Here is a 20,891-nt window from a genome sequence, read left to right as displayed (position 1 = left end):
ACGCGTCACGAACACGTACAATTATAGGTACAACTACAGGAGCGTTACAGGCATGTCATCCAACGTTGCCCCGGCTAAAATTGCCATCGTCATGGGTTCAAAGAGTGACTGGGCCACCATGCAGTTTGCTGCGGAAATCCTCACCACGCTGAACATTCCTTTTCATACCGAAGTCGTTTCCGCACACCGGACGCCGGATAAGCTGTTCAGCTTTGCTGAGCAAGCGGCACAGAACGGTTTTGATGTGATTATCGCGGGCGCAGGCGGCGCAGCACACCTGCCGGGTATGCTGGCAGCGAAAACGCTGGTTCCCGTGCTTGGCGTGCCGGTACAAAGCTCAACGCTGAGCGGTGTAGACAGCCTGTATTCCATCGTCCAAATGCCTCGCGGTATTCCGGTCGGCACGTTGGCCATTGGCAAAGCGGGCGCAGCGAATGCGGCTCTGCTGGCCGCACAAATTCTTGCCCTGCATGACAATGGCATCGCCACCCGGCTGGCAGACTGGCGTCAGGCGCAAACCGATGATGTGCTCTCTCATCCCGATCCGCGGGAGGAGGCATGAAACCGGTCTGCGTATTAGGTAATGGTCAGTTGGGCAGAATGCTGCGTCAGGCTGGTGAACCGCTAGGTATTGCGGTTTACCCAGTGGGTCTGGATGCAGAACCGGAGTCGGTTCCATTTCATAACAGTGTCATTACCGCCGAGATCGAACGCTGGCCGGAAACCGCCCTCACCCGCGAGTTAGCCGAGCACACGGCGTTTGCAAACCGCGATATTTTCCCGCGTCTGGCCGATCGCCTGACGCAAAAGCAACTGCTGGATTCGTTGAATCTGGCAACCGCCCCGTGGCAACTGCTGGCGAGCGCCGATGAATGGCCACACGTCTTCACCTCATTGGGTGAATTAGCGATCGTTAAACGTCGCGTCGGCGGTTACGACGGTCGTGGACAGTGGCGCTTGCGCGATGGCGAACAGCAAACACTGCCCGCTGACTGCTACGGCGAATGCATCGTTGAGCAAGGCATTAACTTTTCTGGCGAAGTCTCGCTGGTGGGTGCCCGCAATACGCACGGCAAATGTGTGTTCTACCCGCTCACTCATAACCTGCATCAGGATGGCATTCTGCGCACCAGCGTGGCTTTCCCTCAACCCGATCCGCAGTTGCAGCAGCAGGCTGAACAGATGCTGTCCGCAATCATGAATGCGCTGGGTTATGTGGGCGTGATGGCGATGGAATGCTTTATCGTCGGCGATCATCTGCTCATTAACGAACTGGCTCCACGCGTACACAATAGCGGACATTGGACGCAAAATGGTGCGTCCATCAGCCAGTTTGAGCTGCATCTGCGCGCCATTCTGGATCTACCGCTGCCGGTACCGGTTGTCGAAACACCGTCGGTGATGGTCAACCTGATCGGCACTGATGTGAATATCGACTGGCTGTCGCTACCGCTGGTACATCTGCACTGGTATGAGAAAGACGTTCGTCCTGGCCGCAAAGTTGGGCACCTCAATCTACCGTCGTCGGACACTGCACAGTTACAACGCACGTTGCAATCGCTGGCACCTCTATTACCAGAGGAATACCACAGCGGTCTGGCGTGGGCAGAAGAAAAACTCACCGCCTGACAGATCGGTGACCGTTATCCGGCAGGTTGCAATCTGCCGGGTAGCTCTCATCTGATGTGATGCAACAGCAGGAACCGCACCATCAAGACGTTCTCAAAAGAGAAAAAACATCATTACGCGTGACATCAGCAAAATTGCGTTTATTATTTCATCTGCTCTTTATTTTATTTATTGTTCATTTTTCATCACTCGGTAATTAAATAAAGTATCAATAACGAGCCGTTAAAAATATTTAAAATAAAGTATCAATATTGATATTTTAATTTGCGCGGAAATTTATTAAAATATTTCCCGTCAATTCATTTCTGTGATCGCCTCAATATTATTCGCTGACCACCACGATATAGAATGCCGCCACAAAACAGTATTGACCTACTGACATAATTATCAACATGTCTCGTTCGTTTTTTAAACTCCGTAACGGCAACTTGCCGATACTGTAATTTTTATAATCCACATCATGTGGCAATACTCTTGTAACAGAGTATTAATATGTTCACCGAGGAGAGATCAGTATATGAGCACCATTCAAGATAGCAGCCAGGTGTTAGAACAGGCTTCAGGATGGCGTAAAAGCGACACTGTCTGGATGCTGGGCCTCTATGGCACGGCCATCGGCGCTGGCGTGTTATTCTTACCTATCAATGCCGGTATTGGTGGGTTAATTCCGTTAATTATCATGGCACTGATTGCCTTCCCGATGACATATTATTCTCACCGTGCCTTATGCCGCTTTGTATTATCCGGCAAGAAAGGTGGCGAAGATATTACCGAAGTCGTTGAAGAACATTTCGGCGTTGGTGCAGGTAAATTAATCACTTTGCTTTATTTTTTCGCTATTTATCCGATCCTATTAGTTTATAGCGTCGCCATCACCAATACGGTAGATAGTTTTATTACTCACCAATTGCATTTGCCTTCTCCGCCACGTGCGCTGCTGTCATTAATATTGATCCTCGGATTAATGTTTATTGTCCGCTTTGGTGAAGCGATGATCGTTAAGGCAATGAGTATTCTGGTTTACCCATTTGTTGCCGTGCTGATGTTGCTGGCACTTTATTTAATTCCAAACTGGAACACCTCTGTTTTTGAAAACATTTCTTTGAGTTCCAGCGTCACGGGCAACGGTCTGTTGGCGACATTATGGTTGGCTATTCCGGTGATGGTTTTCTCCTTCAACCACTCGCCAATCATCTCCTCTTTCGCCGTTGCCAAACGTAAAGAGTATGGCGATGACGCCGAGCAAAAATGCTCACGCATTCTGTCTTACAGCCACATCATGATGGTGCTGACCGTGATGTTCTTCGTCTTCAGCTGTGTACTGAGCCTGTCTCCGACTGAGCTGATGGAAGCGAAAACACAGAACATTTCTATTCTGTCCTATCTGGCGAACCACTTTAAAAACCCGGTAATCGGCTATCTGGCACCGGTTATTGCCACTATCGCTATCTCTAAATCGTTCCTGGGTCACTATCTGGGTGCAGGCGAAGGTTTTAACGGCATGATCGTGAAATCCCTGCGCAGCAGAGGAAAAACCATTTCCAACACCAAATTGAACCGCATCACTGCGCTGTTCATGCTGATCACGACCTGGATTGTTGCGACGCTGAACCCAAGCATTCTGGGCATGATCGAAACGTTGGGCGGCCCGATTATCGCGTGCCTGCTGTTCCTGATGCCGATGTACGCTATCCAGAAAGTCCCAGCAATGAAGAAATACAGCGGCCAGATCAGCAACGTCTTTGTCACCCTGATGGGACTGATCGCTATTTCCGCCATTGTTTACAGCCTGCGCGATCTGCTGTAAGCCCCCCACCCTAATTTAACGCCGGCACGTTATTTAACGACCGGCGTTTTTTTTCAAGGAAATCGCTATGGTCAGCGTATTTGATATCTTCAAAATCGGCATCGGCCCGTCCAGTTCTCATACTGTCGGCCCAATGAAAGCGGGTAAAATGTTCACCGACGATCTGGTGAACCGCGCGCTTATCTCATCGGTGACACGTATTGTCGTTGATATTTACGGCTCGCTTTCCCTGACGGGGAAAGGGCACCATACCGATATCGCTATCATTATGGGGCTCGCGGGTAATCTGCCGGATAGCGTAAATATCGATAGTATTCCGGCGTTTATTCAACAGGTGAAAGACACTCAACGCCTGCCGATGCTCAACGGTCAGTATGAGGTCAGCTTCCCGCTGGAATCCTCCTTGCGTTTCCAGCCGGAAAACCTGCCGCTACATGAAAACGGCATGACCATTCGCGCCTATAACCAGCAAGAGTTGGTCTATAGCAAAACGTATTACTCCATCGGGGGCGGATTCGTCGTCGATCAGGAAAACTTCGGCAAACCCAATCTGGCTGAGGAAAGCGCGCCCTACCCGTTCTTTTCTGCCCAGAAGCTGCTGCAACACTGCCACGATCACTGCCTGTCTTTATCCGCCATCGTCCTGAAAAACGAGATTGCGATGCATGGTCGGGAAGCGCTTGAGCACTATTTTGCCGACGTATGGAAAACCATGCAGGACTGCATGCATCGCGGCATGAATACGGAAGGTGTGTTGCCCGGCCCATTACGCGTTCCCCGTCGGGCATCAGCGCTGCATCGCCTGCTGTTCATCAACGATCGCTTTTCTAACGACCCGATGGACGCGATGGACTGGGTGAACATGTTTGCGATGGCCGTATCGGAAGAAAATGCGGCTGGCGGACGCGTCGTCACCGCCCCAACTAACGGCGCATGCGGCATTATTCCTGCTGTGCTGGCTTATTACGATCGTTACGTTCAACCGGTCACCCCGGAATCTTACCTGCGTTACTTCCTGGCATCCGGCGCTATCGGCATGCTCTACAAAATGAACGCTTCTATTTCCGGTGCGGAAGTAGGCTGTCAGGGAGAAGTCGGCGTGGCCTGTTCGATGGCGGCAGCCGGTCTGGCTGAGCTACTCGGTGCGAACCCTGAACAGGTGTGCATCGCCGCGGAAATCGGCATGGAGCATAATCTGGGGCTGACGTGCGATCCGGTAGCGGGTCAGGTTCAGGTGCCGTGCATTGAACGCAACGCTATCGCCTCCGTGAAGGCAATCAACGCCGCCAGAATGGCAATGCGCCGTACCAGCGAACCACGCGTATCGTTGGATAAGGTCATTGAAACCATGTATGAAACAGGCAAAGACATGAACGCCAAGTACCGTGAAACGTCTCGCGGCGGTTTGGCGATTAAAGTTGTTCTATGTGAATGATAAAACTGGCCTTGTCGCGTTAAAGCTCGGTAAATTAACCCGACAATCAGGGTTTATGTGTAGGGGTTCATACATAACCTTTCAGACCGTTGACAAACCTGTTTATCGAACGAGAACGGGAGTAACGGAATAGAAGAGTAAAGCGTTTGCGCCAGGGATGGCGCAATCCGAGCGTACAGGGATGTATTTACAGCGTCTTTACGATCTATCCGTTACTACCGCCATACGGACTTTGTCAGCAACCTCATTAGCCCTTTATTTTTTATCGCTTTCAGGCAGCGACCAGACAATGTTGTTTTCAGCCGCCGCGATATACCAATCTACCGTGCTGTTAGCGGGTTTCTTAATATTTTCATGCTTGGTGAGCGCTTTGGCAGGAAAGGTCGCGGCTTTCTTTCTGATACGCAGTGGCGTCTGTTTTTTCTCGCCGCTGATCTGCGCATGGAAGGATTCCACTTCTGCATCGAAGAGCACGCCTTCAATCTGATGCAGACGATTTAATCCGCGCAGAATGGAGAGCAGGCTGCTGAGCGTAATGGATTCGCCCATTTCCGCACGCTTGATCGTTGCGATTCCCAGCCCTGCTCGTTCAGCAAGATCGACCTGCGATAAACGTTGCTGAATTCTGGAGTCTTTTATTCTCCGGCACAGCTCGGTAATAATTTCGCCTTCGTTCATGGTACTGAATTTCATCTTACCCGCCACTTGCCAGAGTCAAAAAATTTGCGCACATTTTATCATCAATTTTTCAAATGGCACGGATAATTGATGAACGGTATCCATAATTTTTTTATGGTTTGATGATACCCTAGGCATCCTATCAAGATTGCCGTAAATACGGGTTATATTTAATCGAAACAATTAAACAATATAATAATTAAAACCACTAATCAGAAATCAAAAAGAGATGTCATTTAAATGATGACATAAAAACAATGAGTTAAAAAAACAACTCATTGTTTCCTGAATAAAAAGAAGACAAATACATTAACTAAGGTAAACTTTCCTCTATATTCACACGATTGCACTGCATAACAACGCTCTACTATTGAATTTCACTCTCACAGGAAAGGAACCTCCATAATGAGCATTACAAGCCTTAATGGTATCGCTAACTACTCAGCCCCCTCGGTGAACCCTAAAGAACCTGCGGAAAACGTATTTTCACTCGCTGGCAACACGTCAAAATTAAGCCTAAATTCTGTTGCTGCCAATACCCCCTCAACGATCCAGTCAAGCAAACGTTATGATTTTTCCAATATGACACCACAGGAAGCGATTGACGCGGCAAAAGAATTTACGGCCTCCGGCGATATGTCATTTGAAGAAAGTCTGGAAATCGGTATGGCGGCGTTGCTCATTTTGCATCCTCCAATTGACGATGTCGCCCCCGCCGATCCCAACCAGAAAATCAATTTTATCCAAATGCTCAAAAACGGGATAAGTGGTTCGCTGTCACGCGGCGAGCACTTACATGCAGAACAGCAAAAGGCAGTATTAGACAAATTAGTACAACTCAGTTACACACCGATTAGCGTGAAAGCATAATGAAAAGCAGGCTCTCTTTTTGGGAGATCCTGCTGAGAATATAGTGTTATCGAATGTTCAATGACGTGCTAAGCGTCCGATAAGGCCCGTTTATTGAGGTGGATTGGTAACGGAATGTCCCAGACTGCATGCCATCGCCGTTGAAATAGGCCATCCATCCTACATAAGTCGAACCTGCGGGACACGACTCGGAATAATAACCACTCACGACACAGACACCGTTAACCTGATAGGGGCTCTTTTGTAAGCCATCAATCCAGCCAAAGCGATTATTACCATAACCCACTTCCAACACGGCAATGCGTAACTGTGCTCCTCCGTGATCCTGAGTCGTCGCAAGCTTATTCGGGCCAATATATTCCCAGGCTCCGCCATTCTGTGTTGATGCCACTGCATAGACATAGACAGAACTCAATGCCGGCGCTGGCGCACGAAGAGGCTTATAGTCCTGAGAAGAGGATTCATTTGCAGATACTGGATGCTCCAGAAGGGGAGAATCAAATGCTGTAATTGTTTCCGCCACCGGCTCTTCCATACCCTGAGAATACGCCGGAAATACAGCACTAACCAACATACTGAATGCAAAACCAATATATATTTTATTTCTCATCCTGAGTAATTCCATTTAAATGCAGCCAATTGCTGCAGATAAACTATGAATCAAAATGTTATTTTTTCCAGTAAGAAAATCACAATAATATAAAACATTCACATTAAAAACAAATAATTATCAATTTATTTATTGTCATGGTAACAATAAACACATTCATAATATCATCACAATTCATAATAAATAATATGTATACGATGATATTATATTTTAGTATTTAAATAAAAACCTAACCAAAACGCCCAGTAATATAATCCTCCGTGCGCCGCTGCGCCGGAGAGGTAAACAGATCGTCAGTACGGTTGTATTCGATCAGTTTGCCCTGATTGATAAACGCGGTGTAATCCGACACGCGAGCGGCCTGCTGCATGTTGTGCGTCACCAGCACCAGCGTGAAATGCTGCTTTAGCGTTCCCATCAGTTCCTCGACAACCAGCGTCGAAATGGGATCGAGCGCGGAGGTTGGTTCGTCCAGCAACAATACTTCCGGCTCAATGGCGATCGCCCGGGCGATCACCAAGCGCTGCTGCTGCCCGCTGGATAGCGTCAGCGCGTTGTCACTCAGCCGATCTTTTACTTCATGCCACAGCGCCGCCGCCCGCAGCGCACGCTCAACGGCATCATCCAAAAAGCGGCGATCGCGTAGTCCCTGTAATCTAAGGCCATAAATGACGTTTTCATAGATCGATTTAGGAAACGGATTCGGGCGTTGGAAAACCATACCGACCCGGCGGCGTAACACAGCAACATCTAACTGCGGGTCGTTAATTGGCATGCCGTTCAGCCAGATATCGCCTTCGGTACGGCAGTTGTCCACCAGATCATTCATCCGATTAAAGCAGCGTAACAGCGTGGATTTGCCACAGCCCGACGGCCCAATCAGCGCCGTGACCTGCTTCTTCGGAATACGAATCGAAATATCGTTCAGCGCCTGCTTGTCGCCATAGTACAGATTCAGATGTTCCACGGTTAACATCGTCTGTTCATCACTCAGTTGATGAACATCAGGTAGCGGTGCCATCTCCTTTTGTGTCATAAATCCCATAACTTCATCCTACTTTCAGAGTGATAACGAACGATATTTCTCACGCAGAACATGGCGGATTCCAATCGCCGCAAGGTTCAACCCGACGACAATCAGCACCAGCAGCAGTGCGGTGATGTACACCAGCGGCCTGGCGGCTTCCACGTCCGGGCTTTGGAACGCCAAATCGTAAATCTGGAATCCCAGATGCATAAATTTTCGCTCAAGATGCAGATAAGGGAAAATGTCATCAACCGGTAAAACCGGCACCGACTTCACCACGCCGACCAACATCAGCGGCGCCGTTTCCCCTGCGGCACGCGCCACCGCGAGGATTAAACCGGTCATCATCGCGGGAACCGCCATCGGCAGCACAACGTGCCACAGCGTTTCGGCCTTGGTGGCGCCCAACGCCAGTGAGCCGTGGCGTACCGACATCGGGATACGTGATAGCCCTTCTTCCGTCGCCACAATCACCACCGGCAGCGTCAGCAGAGCCAGCGTCAGCGATGCCCACAGCAGCCCCGGCGTACCAAACGTCGGATTTGGCAGCGCCTCGGAATAGAACAGCTGATCCAACGTGCCACCGATGAGATAAACAAAAAAGCCTAACCCGAACACGCCGTACACAATGGAAGGCACCCCAGCCAGATTGACCACGGCAATCCGCACCCAGCGCGTTAGACTATTTTTCCCCGCGTATTCATGCAGATAAACTGCGGCGATTACCCCCAACGGCATCACCACGATGGACATCAGCACCACCATTAGCACGGTGCCAAAAATGGCAGGGAAAAGATGGCCCGCGCTGTTGCTGTCCGGCGAGTAGTGCACCAGCATGTATTTCGCCTGAGCGCCCCAGTGGCTGGCTTTTTCCCACAGGCTCATCGCGTTAGGGTACCAGGCCTGTTCAATGTCCCTGAGCGGAATAAGATGGACGCTGCCGTTCGCGTCCCGCAACTGCACGGTATCGCGATTAATGTCCAGATTGAGTGAGGTTAGCTGGCGCGACAGCTCATCAAAGTGGCGTTGCAGTTCAATGCGCTCAGCCTGAAGGCGGGCTAACGCCTGATTATCTAGCGTCTTGGCCTGCTGCCGCTTTTTCTCTTCCAGCCGCAGCGTCTCAAACTGCTGGTTGATCTTCGCCATCTCCCCCATACGGATGGCCTGCGTCTTCGCAAGCAATCCCTGCACCTGCTCGACGCGATGCTGTAAGGTGGCGGGGAGATCCATTGCCACCAGCGGCTGCTCGCCCTCTAGCATGCCAGCCAGATAACCATAGGCAGTGCCATTGTTCATCCGCTTCAACACCAGAATGTCGGCGGGTTTATCAAAGCGAACAATGTCGCGCGACAGCAGCGTGCGAAAGCTCTGCCCATGAATTTCGCGCTGGCCAATTTTAATCAAATAGCGTGTTTCAGCGTCCTCAGACAAAGAAGACAAACCAGCCTGTTCCAGTTGTTGGCGCGACAGCGTCTGCTCGGCATAAATTTCCCCTATCAGCGCACGTTGCGCCCCCTGTTCCGGCTGTAACGTCAGCAGCCAGACAGGCTGCGGCCACAGATAACGCATGCCCTGCCCGGCCAGCAACACAATGATTGCCAACATCGCCAGCAGGCTAATGGAAATTGACGATGCGGTCAGCCACACCCAGGGCCTTCCCGAACGGAACCAGCGCTTCACGCATTTTCTCCTTCATCACGGTAGCGTTGGCGTAAGCGCTGCCGGATAGTTTCAGCCAGCGTATTTACGATGAACGTGAAAACAAACAGCGTTAATGCCGTTAAGAACAGCACCCGATAGTGGCCGCTGTTCGTCACCGCTTCCGGCATTTCAATAGCGATATTCGCCGCCAGCGAACGCAGCCCCTGGAGCAGACCTTCATCCATAATCGGTGTATTGCCCGTCGCCATGAGCACAATCATGGTTTCCCCCACGGCGCGACCAAAACTCAGCATCAGCGCCGCGAAAATCCCAGCACTGGCGGACGGCAGTACGACGCGCCACAGGGTTTGCCACGCTGTCGCCCCCAGCGCCAGCGATCCCTGACTTAAACGAGCCGGTACGCTGAACAACGCATCCTCCGCCAGCGAAAAAATCAGCGGGATCAGCGCGAAGCCAAGAGCAACGCCCGCCACCAGCGTATTGCGTTGCACAAAATCATCACCCAGCCACTGGTACAGCGGCTGCCCCAACACCCAGATCTCCATTCGCGGCGCAAGCCAACAGCCGACCACAAATGTCAGCAAGATCGTGGGAATGAGGAATAGCACGTCCCAGCCAGCAGGGAAACGGACGCGCCAGCGCGTCGGCAGGCATTCAATCAGCCAGCCGCAGCCGAGCACGGCCAGCATCCATAAAATCGGCATGACCAGAATCGCGGACAGATAGGTCGCAAAATGCGGGGCCAGCCAGATAGCCGCAATTAAACCGACGACCACCGTCGGCAGCGCACCCATGATTTCCAGCGTGGGTTTAATCCAGCGTCGCAGCGTCGGCGACATAAAGCAGGCGGTATAAATCGCAGCGGACAGCGCCAGCGGCGTGGCAAACAGCATGGCGTAAATCGCGGCCTTCATCGTGCCCAGCATCAGCGGCATCATGCTGAATTTGGCCTGATAGCTGTCGTCCGCAGACGTGGATTGCCAGATATAGGCGGGCTCCGGATAGTTCTCGTACCACAGCTTTTGCCACAGCCCACGCCAGCCAATATCGGGATACGGGTTATCAACCTGATAGCGATGCCAGCCCTGTGCCGTTTCAACCAGCAACGCTGAACCGCGCGGCGAAAACGCCAGCTTTTGTGCATGAGCCGGTAACGTCTGCGTCAGCAGCGCATGCGACTGCTTGCTCGCAAACAGCGACAGCTCACCCTGTGCGCTCAATGTGGCAAAGACGCGCCGCTGCATCTCCGTTGCCAACAACACCGACTCGCCCACCACATGCGGAAACTGACGAGTCTCTGTCAGCGTAGCGCCCTTTTCGCCCGGAACGTCAAACCATTGGCTAATCCGCCCGTCAGCAGCCTGCACCAGCAGCGATCGTCCACCGGACAACAGCGCCAGATGCAGCGGTTCCGCCAGTTGTAACTGTCGTTCTTCCCGCAGCGTCAGCGCGTTCGCCCCCACCTGCCACAGCGTTAATGTCTTACCGCTGAGCAAATACACCTGCTGTCCGTCTGGCGTCAGCAGCAGTTGGTTAATCGTCCCCGCCGGAAGCGTAATCTGTGCCCGTTGCCGCACGCCGCTTTCATCAATATCAGCGATGCTCAAGGCATTTTCCTGCCCGATCGCCGCCACAACAATATGCTTTTCCCCCACCGCCGCCACTGCCAGATGACGCAGCGGCTGCGCAGGTAAACCCAGCGAATAGGCCTGCTCACCCAGCGGATAATCCCAGACAGGGGAACGATTTTCCGTACCTGACAGCACAGGCTGAACGAAAAGCAGACGGCCGTCGGGCTGGCTCAAAGCATAGATCTGCTGCTCACCCCGATTTTGCGCCAGTAAGCTCAGCGCGGGAACCAGTTGAATACGCGACATGGGCTGATTTTCCGCAAACGGAATAAACTCGCCATAGCCCTGACTGTCGATACGAAACCCGATCTGCCCGTTGTCGCTAAGCCCCAGCGCCAGCGACGGTTCCGCACCATGGCGTGGCACCGTTTTTTGGCCATTAACGGTGGGCGAAAGGAACAGTGGTGTCACCACATACAGGAGATAGAAGAAGATTAACAACAGCATAGCCAGCACAAGCAGCCCACTGCTCGCAACAATGCGGTGAACCAAGCGATCGATCCACGCTCGCCGACGATCCCGATACTGTGATGCGTTACCTGTGTTTACCATTATTCTCGCCGTCAGAGTGAAGCCGCCAGAGTCGTGTTGCTAACGTATTGCGGGTAGCATATGTTGCCTTTACGCCCATAATATGACAATGGTAAGTCTGTCTATGAATTAGATTTTATCGTCATCAACACGCCATAATGTTGTTGTACCCTATCTCCACAAAGGAAGGGTATGAATATTGGATGAACCTTCAGTACATGCGTTGAGCGGAGTGACAATGGGTCAGGACAAACTCTATATAGAGAAAGAATTAAGTTGGTTATCCTTTAATGAACGAGTACTTCAGGAAGCAGCAGATAAAAGCAATCCGTTAATCGAACGTATGCGCTTTCTGGGCATTTACTCCAGCAACCTTGATGAATTTTATAAAGTCCGTTTTGCCGATTTGAAAAGACGCATTCTGATTAATGAAGAACAAGGTCTGGACGGCAATCTGCGACATCTTTTAGGCAAAATTCAGGCGCGAGTTCTCAAAACCGATCAAATATTTGATAGCCTGTACAACGAACTGCTGCTGGAGATGGCGCGTAACCAGATTTTTCTGGTCAACGAACGTCAGGTTTCCCCGAATCAGCAAGAGTGGCTGAGAGATTACTTCCGGCAATATCTGCGCCCACACATCACGCCAATACTGATCTTTGACGAAACCAATCTGGTGGAGTTTCTGAAGGATAACTATACCTATCTTGCCGTCGAAATTATTCGTGGTGATGAGATCAGCTACGCCCTGCTGGAAATTCCTTCGGATAAAATACCGCGCTTCGTCAACCTGCCAGCGGAAGCGCCGCGTCGTCGTAAGACCATGATCCTCATCGATAACATTCTGCGTTACTGTCTGGATGATATCTTCAAGGGTTTCTTCGATTATGATGCGCTGAACGCGTACTCCATGAAAATGACGCGCGATGCAGAATACGATCTGGTGACGGAAATGGAATCCAGCCTGCTGGAGCTGATGTCTTCCAGCCTGAAGCAGCGCTTAACCGCCGAGCCGGTGAGATTTGTGTATCAGCGCGACATGCCAGACGCCATGGTCGCGATGCTACAAGAGAAGCTGGGGATCTCCTCCTTTGACTCCGTTATCCCCGGCGGGCGTTATCATAATTTCAAAGATTTTATTTCCTTCCCGAACGTCGGGCGCGCCAATCTGGTCAACAAACCTTTGCCCCGCCTGCGGCACACTGGGTTCAACAATTTTCGCAATGGGTTTGATGCGATCCGTGAGCGCGATGTGCTGCTCTATTACCCGTACCACACCTTCGAGCACGTATTAGAGCTGCTGCGACAAGCCTCTTTCGACCCTAACGTGCTGTCCATCAAAATCAATATTTACCGCGTTGCCAAAGACTCGCGCATCATTACCTCGATGATTCATGCGGCGCACAACGGCAAGAAAGTGACGGTCGTGGTCGAGCTACAGGCACGCTTTGATGAAGAGGCGAACATCCACTGGGCCAAACGCCTGACAGAAGCGGGCGTACACGTCATTTTCTCGGTGCCAGGGCTGAAAATTCACGCCAAGCTATTCCTGATTTCCCGCCGCGAAGGGGAAAACATCGTGCGTTACGCGCATATCGGCACCGGTAACTTCAACGAGAAAACTGCCCGTCTGTATACGGATTACTCGCTGCTGACCGCCGACGAACGCATTACCAACGAAGTCCGTCGCGTCTTCAATTTCATTGAAAACCCCTACCGCCCGGTCAGCTTCGAGCACCTGCTGGTGTCACCGCAAAATTCCCGCGACAAGCTTTACCAATTGATCGATACCGAGATCGAAAATGCGCTGGCGAATCGTGATGCAGGCATTACGCTTAAGGTAAATAATCTGGTGGATAAAGGGCTGGCAGAAAAGCTGTATCAGGCTTCCTCTGCGGGCGTAAAAATCAATCTACTGGTACGTGGCATGTGTTCGCTGATCCCTAATTTACCGGGGATCAGTGAAAATATTCAGGTCATCAGTATTCTTGACCGCTATCTGGAACACGATCGGGTGTATGTCTTCAACAACGGCGGGGACAAGAAAGTCTACCTCTCTTCCGCAGACTGGATGACACGCAACATTGATTATCGCATTGAAGTCGCAGTGGAAATTCTGGATCCCATTTTGAAAAACCGCGTGCTGGAAACGCTGGATATTCTGTTCAGTGATACGGTGAAAGCCCGTGTCATTGATAAAGAATCGAGCAATCGCTATGTCTCACGCGGCAACCGGCGTAAAGTACGCGCGCAAAATGCCATTTACGACTACATCAAGGCGTTGGAGCAACCTGGAGATAAGCCTGAATAATGCCGTTAACGAACAATGAAAAAACCGAGATGAAGCCGCAAGAATTCGCCGCCATCGACCTGGGCTCCAATAGTTTTCACATGGTGATCGCACGCGTGGTAAACGGTGCGCTTCAGGTATTGGGGCGTTTAAAACAGCGGGTACATCTGGCCGATGGGCTGGACAGCAAAAATGTGCTCAGCGAAGAAGCCATTCAACGCGGCCTGAGCTGTCTGGCGCTGTTTGCTGAACGGCTGCAAGGCTTCCCAGCCATGAACGTGTCCATCGTCGGTACGCACGCGCTGCGTCAAGCGGCCAACGCGCAGGAGTTTCTGCGCCGTGCGGCGGATATTATTCCCTATCCGATAGAGATCATTTCCGGCCATGAAGAAGCCCGTCTGATTTTTATGGGCGTGGAGCATACGCAGCCGGAGAAAGGCCGCAAGCTGGTCATCGATATCGGTGGCGGTTCTACAGAGTTGGTCATCGGTGAAGATTTCGAGCCGATGCTGGTGGAAAGCCGTCGCATGGGGTGCGTCAGCTTCGCACAGCAGTTTTTCCCGAATGGTGAAATTAGCGAAGCCAACTTCAAGCGCGCACGGCTGGCCGCGGCACAAAAGCTGGAGACGCTGTCCTGGGAATACCGCATATACGGCTGGAAATTCGCCCTAGGCGCGTCTGGAACGATCAAGGCTACGCATGAAATTCTGGTGGAAATGGGAGAGAAAGACGGCCTGATTACTCCCGAACGGCTGGAAATGCTACGCACGCAGATCTTGCAGTTTAAGCACTTCAAAGCGCTGAGCCTGCCGGGTCTGTCCGAAGACCGTCAGTCGGTGCTCGTGCCCGGTCTGGCTATCCTATGCGGTATTTTCGATGCGCTGGCGATCAAAGAACTACGCCTGTCCGATGGCGCGCTGCGTGAAGGCGTGCTGTACGAAATGGAAGGGCGTTTCCGCCATCAGGATATTCGTATCCGTACCGCGCAGAGTCTGGCGACCCATTACAATATCGATCGTGAGCAGGCGCGACGCGTGCGGGAAACTACGCAGCAGCTTTATGCACAATGGGCAGAACAAAATCCTAACTTGGTGCATCCACAGCTCGAAGCCATTTTAAACTGGGCTTCTATGCTGCATGAGGTTGGATTGGGCATTAACCATAGCGGCATGCACCGTCATTCCGCCTACATTCTGCAAAACACTAACCTGCCCGGCTTCAATCAGGAACAGCAGCTTGTGCTGTCCATGATCGTGCGATTGCACCGTAAAGCGATCAAGCTGGAAGAATTGCCGCGGTTGAACCTGTTCAAAAAGAAACAGTATTTGCCCATGGTGCAGCTCTTGCGTCTTGCCACGCTGTTGAATAACCAGCGTCAGGCAACGACAACGCCGGAATCGCTACGGCTGCATACCGATGACAACTATTGGACGCTGACGTTCCCACGTGACTTCTTTACCAACAACACGCTGGTACAGCTGGATTTGGAACGGGAACAGGAATACTGGCAGGACGTCACCGGCTGGAAGCTGATGATTGAGGAAGAAAAAGCCTGATTGCTGGGATTTTGTCTGTAATCCGAGCGTACGCCGAACAGTATCGTGACGAAAAATTGTGCAACCAGACTGGCCGGTGAAGCCCGGTTAACGTAAAGTTTACAGAGATGGGGCCGATACCAAAATGATGGCTGGCGAGAATTTTCGCCAACATCATGCAACCTCGGCGGAAAGGTGCGCTTCCTTTCCATACCGGACATCAATCCAACTCAGTATTAAGGAGAGTGAAATGGATGTATCGCAGATTGCATCACTCGCGACCGACCTCAGCAACATGCGTACCAGCAGTGAGGCCAGTGCGCTTATAGCGAAAAAAGCGATCGATAATCAAGAAGCTGTCGTCTCCGGCATTTTACAGGCATTACCACCTCTGCCAGCAAATCCGGCGATTGGGCGTAACGTCAATACCACGGCGTAATCCCTTGCACCACACAACCCGCTTATTCGTTTTTGTTTGAGCGGGTTTCTACTGATTCCCTTTATCCCTTTATCCCTTTTATACCCTTTTCTCTTCACGCGGGTTTATACCTCCCTGTCTCCTTGCACCCAACGTGCGAAAACCGAAATCGGTCATCATATTTTTCACATCGGCAGATTGACCTCGCCTACCGCTTGTGCCTAAATAAACAACAGCGAATGTTCGCTTTCACAGAGGATTAACCGGTAATGTCCACGCTTACCCATAAACGACGATTATCGATACGCCCGCGACGAAGTGGCTCTCGGATCGCCCGTGCCGTTTTACTCATCAGCTTTATTATTCTTTTAGGCCGCTTTGCTTACTCCACCATCACCGCGTTTGGTCATCACCAAGACAAACAGCAGCAGCGTGCTGAACAATTACTGCTCCCTGCCAACGTACTCGTCAATCAGAAAGAGTAGCGCTTAACCAACCCGTCTATTTTTTCTTATATTCTATTTTTCTTCATCAGGCTTACTGCCTTAGTTTTCTCGTGCCCGTCATTTACACCCGCACCCACTACCTATTTAGGTGATGCCGTACCAATAAAAAAACGTCGGGAACGTTTTTCAACGTTGCGTAGCAACGGCCCGAAGGGTGACGGATGAGGATATCCGTCATAAAAAAACGGCAGTGCGAATCTTCGCAGCCACCGTTTTTATCAATCAATCGAGTTCCTCGATCAATCATGTACTGACTTCAAGCCGGACTTAGACGATAGTCAGGGTCACATCGATGTTGCCACGCGTTGCATTGGAGTATGGGCAAACGATATGCGCTTTCTGCACCAAATCTTCAGCCACCGCGCGATCCAGACCCGGCAGGGAAATCGTCAGTTCGACTTCAATACCAAATCCTGTCGGGATAGCACCGATGCCTACGCTACCGTTTACCGTGGTATCAGCAGGGACAGCGATTTTCTCACGCGCACCGACAAACTTCATCGCGCCAAGAAAACAGGCAGAATAGCCCGCAGCAAACAGCTGCTCTGGGTTCGTCCCTTCACCGCCTGCACCACCCAGTTCACGCGGGGTCGTCAATTTAATATCAACCGCTTTATCGGAAGACACCGCACGGCCATCACGACCACCGGTAGCTTGAGCATGGGCAACGTATAATACTTTTTCAATAGACATAATGTGACTCCAGATAGTTAGGGAATGGCCTAAGGCAATATAGATGCTGCTCAGGCTTTAATTACATAGTGAAAAATTAAATCGCAAACTACTTAATTACATAAAGAAAACCACATAAAAACAGACTACTTAACAAATATAACGCTGTCTGACGGACTGCGGATGCACAAGGCAACCGCCAGCATTTTCAAAGATGCCCAATCAGATTCTTACGCAGCGTCTCTAAATCTTTTTTGATCGTCTGTAGCTGGTCAAGATGGCATTCCGTCGCGCAAAACACGCTTTCAGGAATCGCTTTCGCCTGTTGCTGAAGTGCTCGCCCTGCTTCGGTTAAACCAACCAGCACCTGACGTTCATCTTCTGTTCCCCGGTTACGCACAACTAAGCCTGCGCTTTGTAACCGCTTGAGCAACGGCGTTAGCGTGGCGGAATCGAGATACAGACGCTCGCCCAGTTCAGACACCGTCAAACCTTCACGCTCCCACAACACCAGCATGACCAGATATTGAGGATAGGTCAGATTCAGCTCAGACAGCAAACGACGATACAGTTTATTCATCGCCAGATTGGCTGAATACAGTGCGAAGCACAGTTGTCCATCCAGTTTGTAAGCGTTGTCGTTCATCGTCTCTGCCATCAGTATCGGTTACGTTTCTGGTATTGACTATATATCGCCAAAAACTAAGTAGCAAGCGATTTAATAATTCATTAGATAAAAAAGGGCATCAAAAACACATCTGGGTACTATCGCACTGCGATTCGCCAGTAATCCTATTCTTAATCTACTGATTTTGCGCTACGTTTAATAAAACACGGATAAAAAACAGATCGAGCATAAAACATTATGTCGAGTGTAAAAAAACTTACCGACCTCCGTCGCCGCATCTCCCTTCTACTGTTGGAAAACAAAGAACTGGTTGAAGACATTATCAACCGGCAACCGCGCGTTACGGAACGCGACGACACCACGTTGGGCGACAGCACTGCATTAAATAACAACATCAGACTGCATGAAAAAAGCATTCTGCGCGATCAAACCGCAGAAATCAGCGAACTTATCATCGGGCTACATGCCGCTGACCTTGCCGACATGCTGGAATCTTTACCGCAGGATGAACGGCTGGCGCTCTGGCGGCTTATTCCTGTAGAGAAGCGCGGCCGCGTGTTGATTGAGGCCTCTGACAGCATTTCTGACGATCTGATCGGCGACATGCAGGACAAGGAAATCCTGAGAGCGGTTAGGATACTGGATGTTGATGAACAGGCTCAGCTGTCTCGCCTCGTTCCGCGCCACCTGCTGGGTAGAATACTGACCTCGCTTGAACCGAAGCAGCGCGCGCAGCTACGCGCCGCCATTAATTATGATGAAGACTGCCTCGGCCACATGATGGATTTCAAACTCATCACCGTGCGCGCCGATGTCACACTCGCGACCGTACAGCGCTATCTGCGCTACCGTAAAACTATCCCCAACTCCACCGACAAGCTGTTCGTCACCGATCGCAAAAATACGCTGATCGGCGAACTGTCGCTAGCCAGCATTCTGCTCCACTCACCTCAGGCTCTGGTTAATGACGTCATGGACGATCAGCCGTTGAGATTCCAGCCTGAAGATAAAGTCGAAGAAGCCGCAGGGGCTTTTGAGCGTTACGACTTAATTTCCAGCGCCGTGGTCGATAGCAAAGGGAAACTCATGGGACGCCTGACGATTGAGGATATCCTCGACGTCGTGAACCGAGAAAGCGACAGCAGCCTGCGGCGTTCAGGGGGGTTAACGCCTTCTGAAGACGTCTACGCGCCCGTGTATAAATCGTTTCGCAATCGCTGGGCATGGCTGGCCATCAATCTTTGTACGGCGCTCATCGCTTCGCGGGTTATCGGCCTGTTTGAGCACACGCTATCCCATTTGGTAGCGCTGGCGACGCTCATGCCGATTGTCGCCGGAATTGGCGGGAATACGGGTAACCAGACGATCACCATGATCGTGCGTGCACTGGCGTTGCATCAGCTTGAACACGGCAAAAAATCGTACCTGCTGCTTAAAGAATTAGGCGTTGCGCTGGTCAACGGGGTGATATGGGGCACGATTATGGGCGTGGTGACCTTCCTGCTCTATGGCAGCGCCGCGATGGGGGGCGTGATGATGTTGGCGATTCTGCTGAACTTGTTGCTCGCCGCACTGATGGGCGTCGCTATCCCACTGATCATGATGAAACTCGGCCGCGATCCGGCCATCGGCTCCAGCGTAATGATTACAGCCATTACCGATACTGGCGGCTTCTTTATCTTCCTCGGGCTGGCAACGCTGTTCCTGCTGCCTTAAACATAGGCAATGTAAAACACATGAAATGTAAAAAGGGCTTTAATCAAAGCCCTTTTCGCTCGCTTTCCCAGCCCGAATTTAACTCACGCGACCCGCGCCGCCGGATGCCTGACACAGATAGATGGACGGCTGAAGGCCGGTGCGCGCCGGATATTCCCGTTCGATCACCTGTTTGACTTCATCCGTCAGCGCTGAGGGGATAAGGGCGACAATACAGCCACCGAAACCGCCACCGGTCATACGCACACCGCCCTGCTCACCGACATATTCTTGAATCAGATCCACCAGCACATCGATCGGCGGCACGGTAATTTCAAAATCGTCACGCATGGAGACATGCGACTCTGCCATCAGCGTAAACAAACGGTGCGCATCCTGACGCGCCAGTGCATCAGCCGCTTCCAGTGTACGGCGGTTCTCGGTAATAACGTGTCGCGCACGACGTACCGCTACCGGATCCAGCCCCGCGATTCCCGCTTCAAACTGTGCCAGTGAAACATCACGCAGCGCCTTGACGTTAAAGTGACGCGCCGCCGCTTCACACTGCTGGCGTCGCGTATTGTATTCGCTGTCGACTAGCCCACGGCGCACGTTAGAATTCACGATCAGGACGTCAACACCATCGAGCATACGCACAGCGCGCCCTTCCAGAGAGCGGCAGTCGATCAACAACGCCTGACCAACACGCCCTTGAGCAGAAATAAACTGATCCATAATGCCGCAGCTACAGCCGACAAAATCGTTTTCCGCCTGCTGGCCGTTCAATGCCACATCCAACTGGCTGATATCCAGATTATTCAGCTCTTTGAACGTCTGCCCGATCGCCACTTCCAGCGAGGCCGAAGAACTTAGCCCTGCGCCAGAAGGCACATTACCGGAGACCACCATATCCATGCCGGTGAGCGGCAAGCCACGCGCCTGCAAAAACTTCACCGTTCCACGGATATAGTTCGCCCAAGTGTAGTCTGGGTGAGGCACGATCGCTTTGGCGAGATCGAATTCATCCTGCTGGTTGTCAAAATCCACCGCGACCACCCGCACGATGCCATCCTGACGTACCGCTGCGCTGACCACCGTCTGGTAATCGATAGCACAAGGCAAGACAAAGCCATCGTTATAGTCGGTGTGCTCGCCAATCAGGTTGACCCGACCGGGAGCCTGAATAGCCGCGTGCGGCGCATAGCCAAATAATCGGACAAAAACAGACTCGGTTAACTGACGTAGAGAATCAATACGGCTCATAAAA

18 protein-coding genes are annotated in these 20,891 nt (G+C 51.4%); 10 read left to right on the top strand and 8 right to left on the bottom strand.

Going from position 1 to position 20,891, the window contains the following annotated elements; translation table 11 throughout:
* Window positions 1-52 precede the first annotated feature (52 nt).
* From purE to H0248_RS05910, 4 genes are all read left to right on the top strand, one after another.
* Window positions 53-562 carry a 5-(carboxyamino)imidazole ribonucleotide mutase gene (purE, locus tag H0248_RS05925; RefSeq protein ID WP_014916138.1) on the top strand — a complete coding sequence of 170 codons (510 nt, stop codon included), beginning with the start codon at window positions 53-55 and terminating at the stop codon, window positions 560-562.
* Window positions 559-1,629: a 5-(carboxyamino)imidazole ribonucleotide synthase gene (gene purK / locus H0248_RS05920; protein WP_180785126.1), complete on the top strand. Its 1,071-nt coding sequence runs from the start codon at window positions 559-561 to the stop codon at window positions 1,627-1,629. The genes purE and purK overlap by 4 nt, the downstream gene beginning before the upstream one ends.
* Before the next feature lie 517 nt (window positions 1,630-2,146).
* Entirely contained in the window at window positions 2,147-3,436 is a 1,290-nt protein-coding gene (locus H0248_RS05915) for an HAAAP family serine/threonine permease (RefSeq protein ID WP_180785125.1), read from the top strand.
* Window positions 3,437-3,503: 67 nt separating this feature from the next.
* Window positions 3,504-4,871, top strand: coding sequence for an L-serine ammonia-lyase (locus H0248_RS05910; RefSeq protein WP_010280332.1), 1,368 nt, complete (start codon window positions 3,504-3,506; stop codon window positions 4,869-4,871).
* Between the two features lie 255 nt (window positions 4,872-5,126).
* Here H0248_RS05910 and H0248_RS05905 read toward each other — a convergent pair whose 3' ends face one another.
* Window positions 5,127-5,564 (bottom strand): helix-turn-helix domain-containing protein, encoded by a 438-nt coding sequence (locus H0248_RS05905; protein ID WP_010280336.1) that lies wholly within the window; start codon window positions 5,562-5,564, stop codon window positions 5,127-5,129.
* A 390-nt stretch (window positions 5,565-5,954) separates the two neighbouring features.
* Between H0248_RS05905 and H0248_RS05900 the strand changes: the two genes are divergently transcribed.
* Window positions 5,955-6,419 carry a hypothetical protein gene (locus H0248_RS05900; protein ID WP_180785124.1) on the top strand — a complete coding sequence of 155 codons (465 nt, stop codon included), beginning with the start codon at window positions 5,955-5,957 and terminating at the stop codon, window positions 6,417-6,419.
* Window positions 6,420-6,465: 46 nt separating this feature from the next.
* Here the strand turns inward: H0248_RS05900 and H0248_RS05895 are convergent, their stop codons facing one another.
* The 4 genes from H0248_RS05895 to H0248_RS05880 form a co-directional block, all read right to left on the bottom strand.
* Window positions 6,466-7,044: a YolA family protein gene (locus H0248_RS05895; RefSeq protein WP_240354367.1), complete on the bottom strand. Its 579-nt coding sequence runs from the start codon at window positions 7,042-7,044 to the stop codon at window positions 6,466-6,468.
* A 214-nt stretch (window positions 7,045-7,258) separates the two neighbouring features.
* The gene (pstB, locus tag H0248_RS05890) at window positions 7,259-8,074 is read right to left on the bottom strand and encodes a phosphate ABC transporter ATP-binding protein PstB (RefSeq protein ID WP_180785122.1); all 816 of its coding nucleotides are present in this window, start codon (window positions 8,072-8,074) and stop codon (window positions 7,259-7,261) included.
* Window positions 8,075-8,089: 15 nt separating this feature from the next.
* On the bottom strand, window positions 8,090-9,736 hold the full coding sequence (pstA, locus tag H0248_RS05885) for a phosphate ABC transporter permease PstA (RefSeq protein ID WP_180785121.1): 1,647 nt from the start codon (window positions 9,734-9,736) through the stop codon (window positions 8,090-8,092).
* Window positions 9,733-11,901 carry an ABC transporter permease subunit gene (locus H0248_RS05880; protein WP_180785120.1) on the bottom strand — a complete coding sequence of 723 codons (2,169 nt, stop codon included), beginning with the start codon at window positions 11,899-11,901 and terminating at the stop codon, window positions 9,733-9,735. Before H0248_RS05880 ends, pstA begins: the two co-directional genes overlap by 4 nt.
* A 217-nt stretch (window positions 11,902-12,118) precedes the next feature.
* Between H0248_RS05880 and ppk1 the strand changes: the two genes are divergently transcribed.
* The 4 genes from ppk1 to H0248_RS05860 all read left to right on the top strand — a co-directional run bounded on the left by ppk1 (window position 12,119) and on the right by H0248_RS05860 (window position 16,608).
* The gene (gene ppk1 / locus H0248_RS05875; RefSeq protein WP_180785193.1) at window positions 12,119-14,191 is read left to right on the top strand and encodes a polyphosphate kinase 1; all 2,073 of its coding nucleotides are present in this window, start codon (window positions 12,119-12,121) and stop codon (window positions 14,189-14,191) included.
* A complete protein-coding gene (ppx, locus tag H0248_RS05870) occupies window positions 14,191-15,726 on the top strand; it encodes an exopolyphosphatase (protein ID WP_180785119.1) in 1,536 nt (511 codons plus the stop codon). The genes ppk1 and ppx overlap by 1 nt, the downstream gene beginning before the upstream one ends.
* Window positions 15,727-15,955: 229 nt before the next feature.
* Window positions 15,956-16,144, top strand: coding sequence for a YjfB family protein (locus H0248_RS05865; RefSeq protein WP_180785118.1), 189 nt, complete (start codon window positions 15,956-15,958; stop codon window positions 16,142-16,144).
* A gap of 248 nt (window positions 16,145-16,392) precedes the next feature.
* On the top strand, window positions 16,393-16,608 hold the full coding sequence (locus H0248_RS05860) for a YfgG family protein (RefSeq protein ID WP_010300967.1): 216 nt from the start codon (window positions 16,393-16,395) through the stop codon (window positions 16,606-16,608).
* 288 nt (window positions 16,609-16,896) lie between these two features.
* On the opposite strand, the gene H0248_RS05855 is transcribed toward H0248_RS05860, so the two are convergent.
* On the bottom strand, window positions 16,897-17,322 hold the full coding sequence (locus tag H0248_RS05855; protein ID WP_180785117.1) for an organic hydroperoxide resistance protein: 426 nt from the start codon (window positions 17,320-17,322) through the stop codon (window positions 16,897-16,899).
* 187 nt (window positions 17,323-17,509) lie between these two features.
* Window positions 17,510-17,959, bottom strand: a complete 450-nt coding sequence (locus H0248_RS05850; protein WP_010285607.1) for a MarR family winged helix-turn-helix transcriptional regulator — start codon at window positions 17,957-17,959, stop codon at window positions 17,510-17,512.
* 207 nt (window positions 17,960-18,166) lie between these two features.
* Between H0248_RS05850 and mgtE the strand changes: the two genes are divergently transcribed.
* Window positions 18,167-19,645 carry a magnesium transporter gene (mgtE, locus tag H0248_RS05845; RefSeq protein WP_180785116.1) on the top strand — a complete coding sequence of 493 codons (1,479 nt, stop codon included), beginning with the start codon at window positions 18,167-18,169 and terminating at the stop codon, window positions 19,643-19,645.
* Between the two features lie 78 nt (window positions 19,646-19,723).
* Here the strand turns inward: mgtE and galK are convergent, their stop codons facing one another.
* Window positions 19,724-20,887 (bottom strand): galactokinase, encoded by a 1,164-nt coding sequence (gene galK / locus H0248_RS05840; protein ID WP_180785115.1) that lies wholly within the window; start codon window positions 20,885-20,887, stop codon window positions 19,724-19,726.
* Window positions 20,888-20,891: the final 4 nt, after the last annotated feature.

It is taken from the genome of Pectobacterium brasiliense (genome assembly GCF_013449685.1).
GTDB lineage: Bacteria > Pseudomonadota > Gammaproteobacteria > Enterobacterales > Enterobacteriaceae > Pectobacterium > Pectobacterium brasiliense_A.
This window is presented reverse-complemented; position numbering and strand designations above follow the sequence as displayed.